The organism is Edaphobacter sp. (assembly GCF_035532915.1).
GTDB lineage: Bacteria > Acidobacteriota > Terriglobia > Terriglobales > Acidobacteriaceae > Edaphobacter.
This window is the reverse complement of sequence record NZ_DATKQC010000110.1, coordinates 1-4,301: the sequence shown is the minus strand read 5'-3', so window position 1 is coordinate 4,301 and position 4,301 is coordinate 1. Positions and strand designations below refer to the sequence as shown.

General features: G+C 57.3%; 3 protein-coding genes. All 3 read right to left on the bottom strand.

What is annotated here, in order from left to right:
• Nucleotides 1-308 precede the first annotated feature (308 nt).
• Entirely contained in the window at nt 309-2,072 is a 1,764-nt protein-coding gene (locus tag VMU57_RS05695; RefSeq protein ID WP_325381667.1) for an ATP-binding protein, read from the bottom strand.
• Nucleotides 2,069-3,097 (bottom strand): SIR2 family protein, encoded by a 1,029-nt coding sequence (locus tag VMU57_RS05690; protein WP_325381666.1) that lies wholly within the window; start codon nt 3,095-3,097, stop codon nt 2,069-2,071. The genes VMU57_RS05695 and VMU57_RS05690 overlap by 4 nt, the downstream gene beginning before the upstream one ends.
• 848 nt (nt 3,098-3,945) lie before the next feature.
• Nucleotides 3,946-4,301: hypothetical protein (locus VMU57_RS05685; protein ID WP_325381665.1), on the bottom strand; the 356-nt coding region annotated here is incomplete at its 5' end.

The following is a 4,301-nucleotide window of genomic DNA, read 5'->3' as shown; positions in this document are numbered from 1 at the left end:
CGCCCGCGTGATGCGCATTCTGGAAGAGGCCGCGCAGCGATTGCAGGTGCTCATCCTTACGTGTCACCCAGAACGTTACTTGGGTCTGGAAGACGCCCGCTTCTTCGATCTGGAGGTAATTCTTCGTGACAGTGCGGCGGCATGACCCTGAGGAGGCACAACGCCTTCAGCGCGATGGACGCTCGCGCCAGCCAGGCGGATTGCTTGAAAGGATTGGTCGCGACGCATTTGAAGATTTCGACCAGCGGTCTGACAACGTTCAGGCCACTCGTAATTTTCAACGCTAGTACAAGGAGATCCCAGCTTATTCATGCGGATGCGGAAGCTGCTCGTGATTGCCTCCGCAGAGTTTCTACGGCTGCACGTACGGCAGCGGGATCCGAGGCCAGATCCCCCCATTCTTTCCAAAAGTCGCGTGTCGCACTCAGAGGCTCAATCCGTGGCAACGTGAGCTTGATGCGTGCCGGCAGCAAAATGGCATCGCCAAGGAGTACGGCCTCGCCGGTATCCAGAAGCGGAAGACCGTCGAGGACACCCGCAAGAGAATCGGGCATCAAGTGCCGCACGACGTTCTGGTCCTGGTCGTTGGTAAGACGAAGAATGAGAAAGTTGTTGCACTGGCTCAGTATGGTCCGGCTTACATCTGATGGACGCTGGCTGACAACTAGCAGCGAGACGCCGTACTTCCGGCCTTCTTTCGCGATCCGCTCGAAGCAGTAGAGAGCTTGTCGCTCGACGACATCGGCATCATCTTTGACGGGCAGGTACAGATGGGCCTCGTCGCATACAAATACGAAAGGCGTTCGTTTCTCCTTCTGCATCCAGAACTGCACGTCGTAGAGGAGCCGCGCGAAGACACCCGTCACAACCGGTAACACGTCAGACGGGACCTCGGAGAAATCTACGATCTTGATCCCGGGCTTGCCCTCGCCTGGGGCTAGCAGGCTGCTAATCTGTTTCGCGAGCCAGTCGTATTTAAGGGTGCTCGTCGGGGGCTTAAACATGAATCCGTAGCGGCGATCCTCGGCCTTCGCTTCCAAGCGCGAGACAAAGCGGGTCAGGCGACCTTCCCATTCACCCTTGACCGGGCCATTCTTACCAACGCCTTTTTCGGTGTCATCCCTTTTCAGTTTGTCGATCAGCGCTGACAGCTCATACGGAACCGGGGAATCCACGGTGAACGTCGCCTTCACGTCCGCCCTTTTCTCCGCTATCAGCGTGGCTTCCTTGAGTTCACGAACATGAAGAGTGAAACGAGAAGCTTGATTCGGAGCATTCTGGTCACTGCGGTCGAGGATCATTGACAGCATCTCTTCGCGATTCAGTAGCCAGTAAGGTAGAAACAGGGTGTTATCGGATGGACTGTCCAAATCACCAGGTCCGGCGATCTTGAATGCACTTGCGATTGGCGACTTGTCGGTTGCGAGGGATGAATACTCGCCGTGCATATCGAAGACGACGATGTTAACATGCTTTCGGGCGTAGGCCCGTTCGAGGATCAAAGACACGCACCAACTCTTTCCAGAACCGGTACTGCCGAGAATGGCCGCATGACGTTGAAAGAACTTATCGCCATTCGCGATCGCGGCAGCACTCTGGTCAATCGCGAACGTCCCGAGCTCAAGCCGTTGGGCCGCATCAAGATCCTTTCCCAGCAGGGCCATGAACCGTTGAAGGTTGCTGCCCTCGATAAGGAAGCAGTCGCGATCAATCTGAGGAAATGTATCGGCGCCACGCTTGAAGCGGTTGTGTATGCTCCCCTCGATCGTGCGGTATGTCCCCACCAAAACAACACGGAGCGCATCATCCGGCACGACCTCCATTGTGAGGGTCGTGGGTGACAGCGGATCGGGCTGCGCTGTCTGTTCGCGAAGCTGACGCGTTACACGTTCCGTCATGCCAATCAGGAACTCCTGAGCGGTTGTCCCTTGGATCGCCACTAAGCTGCCGACCGCGGCGCGTGGTAGAAGGATCGCGTTCTCGACGGCGATAAGTACGCGGCTGGTATCCACCGCGGCGACCTTTCCGAGTTTGCTGGGTGCGTCAAACGTCAGGACAGTAGCTTCACTCATGACAACAGCTCCTTTGCTAGGACCCCGAGATCCCAAAGGTCATCACCGCTTTGTTCAAACTTGGTTGCCTGGCTGAATACCGCAGTACCTGGCCCAGCGGCAGGCTTCGCCAGGCATACGCATTTCGGCGATTCCGCGGCAAGATTCTGGACTCTTAAACCCGCTGTGCGCGTCAGGATGAGAGTGGGCGTACCCTCGCGAATCCGCTTCTCCAGGTGCGTCTGTAGGTGATCGTCGTTGAACCCGTATCCAACTACGAGTAGTCTCGCCGCTCGATCAATGTGGTTGTTCGCAAGCTCACGGTGCTTGTCGAAAGGCGAGCTATAGCCTGCCTTGTACTTGTTCAAGCCGGGCGTGATGATCAGGCGCTCAGCCTCAATTTCCACGCTGCATCGTAACGCATTTGTGCCATTCCGGAACCAGTCAAAACTTCCGTGGGGCTTCAGTACGATGGCCCGTGGAAAGTGGTCGATCAAGGTCGTCTTACCTCGGGTAGTGATTCCGCGGGCCGAACCCATGCAGCTACGCTCCGCATCGAATGTTCCCGCGTAGTGGCCTACCGCTGTCGTATCTACATGAAAGGCCGCCATCTCACATGCGAGTTCAATCAACCGGTCGTAATTCGGCGTCAAGATCGGAAGCCCGTTGGCTGGTTTGAGCACCTTCCATAGAAACGTCGTCAAGCGGAGTTCTTGTTCACCCTTGATTACCCTGCCCATGATTTCCCGCTCCTTGGGCATGAGTAATTCACATGTCTTCTCCGCGATCCAAATTTCGAGTGATTCAGGCGGCGGGTGCTTAAGGAGTGCGGTCTCCAATCCCTCTCCGGCATCGAGACTCGTGACCACGCCCCTCCAGAACCGCGCATTCTCTCCACTCAACTTGGCGGATTCGGCGTTCAGGTATTCTGCAAGGTCTGACATCCTTGGCATCCCTTCTGCAGCAGAAAGCCCGGAGCCAACGACAAGCACTAGACCGTCGGTGAAGTGCTGCTGGATCAATTTGACGAGGTCATCAATGTTCATAAGCCAAGCGTGAGTCTCCTACCGACTCGGCACTCTCGTCCGCGTTCAATATCTCACAGCGCCCAACGCTGCTCTTCCATCTCCTTGTCTGGTTCCCTCGACCTGCACCCTGTCTTTGGTCCGCGGATAATACGTGAATCCGACAGCGACTGATATCGATATGTATCGCGGTCACGTGCGCGACTATCTGACAGCGGCTGGCGCTGGGTTGGGTTGATCGTTTTCGTGACTTCGGGCCGCATTGAGCGACTGCAATTCGCAGATTACTGCGTGTCTGCCAAACCTCGGGCGCCAAAGCGGTGAGAGCTTCAAACGCCGTTCAGCGCTGTCCAGTTGTCGGCGAGGAATCGCTGGATGCCGACACCTGGTCGATATGCTGGATAGCGAATCCGAAAGGCACCCGCAGCCCCTGCGAAAGAGTCGTCGGGTAGCACGCGCAGGTGTTTCGCAAGAAAAACGAGCGCCAACGACGGGGCTCTTGACTCGCCCTGGTTGCAATGAATCGCCAGCGATCGCCCGGCACCGCAGTGCTCTGCCGCGAAGAGCAAGAACTCCGTGAATAGAGGGAGCTTGAACAGTGGTTGAGGGGGGTCGATCATATTGAGAAAGAGGTCAAAAGAGCGTCGCATCACCAGATAATGCTGGTGCGTGTTGGGTAGGCCCCCGTGTAGCCAACCGCTCGCGGGTGACAGGGTGTCTTGCAAGCATGAACGACCGCCATATCGGCGGCGCCGTTCCGGCACAATGCCTCGCTTCCGATATAGACGCGCTCGTGAACCTCAAACATATTTTCCTACACTTCTCTGATCGGGTATCTACCCCGCCTGAACTGTTCGCCGTCGTCTACTCTAACGCCTGTCTGCGTAAAACGTTACAACGATTGCGCCCTTCCATGCTAGCTGCCCCACCCGGTCGACAAGAAAATCAACTTCCTTCGACCTCTGCGCCCTGTCGGCCACCGGAAGCTCTCCCACGCAACACTTCTCCAAACTGCAAACTGCCCCCCCCGTCACTGCGTTCTCGTTCAGTTCGCGGCGCTGCGCTGTGAGTCGCTCGCTCGGGCTCCGCAAGCTGCGCCGCTCGCGCCCATCCATTAGCCCCGCCTGACCCAGCCCGCGTCTCCGCTTCGCCGCCGCTCTAAATGGTGGCGCGCGCTGCGCTAGCACGCCGTGCCAGCCCGTTCGGGCCGCTTCGCTGTGGCACG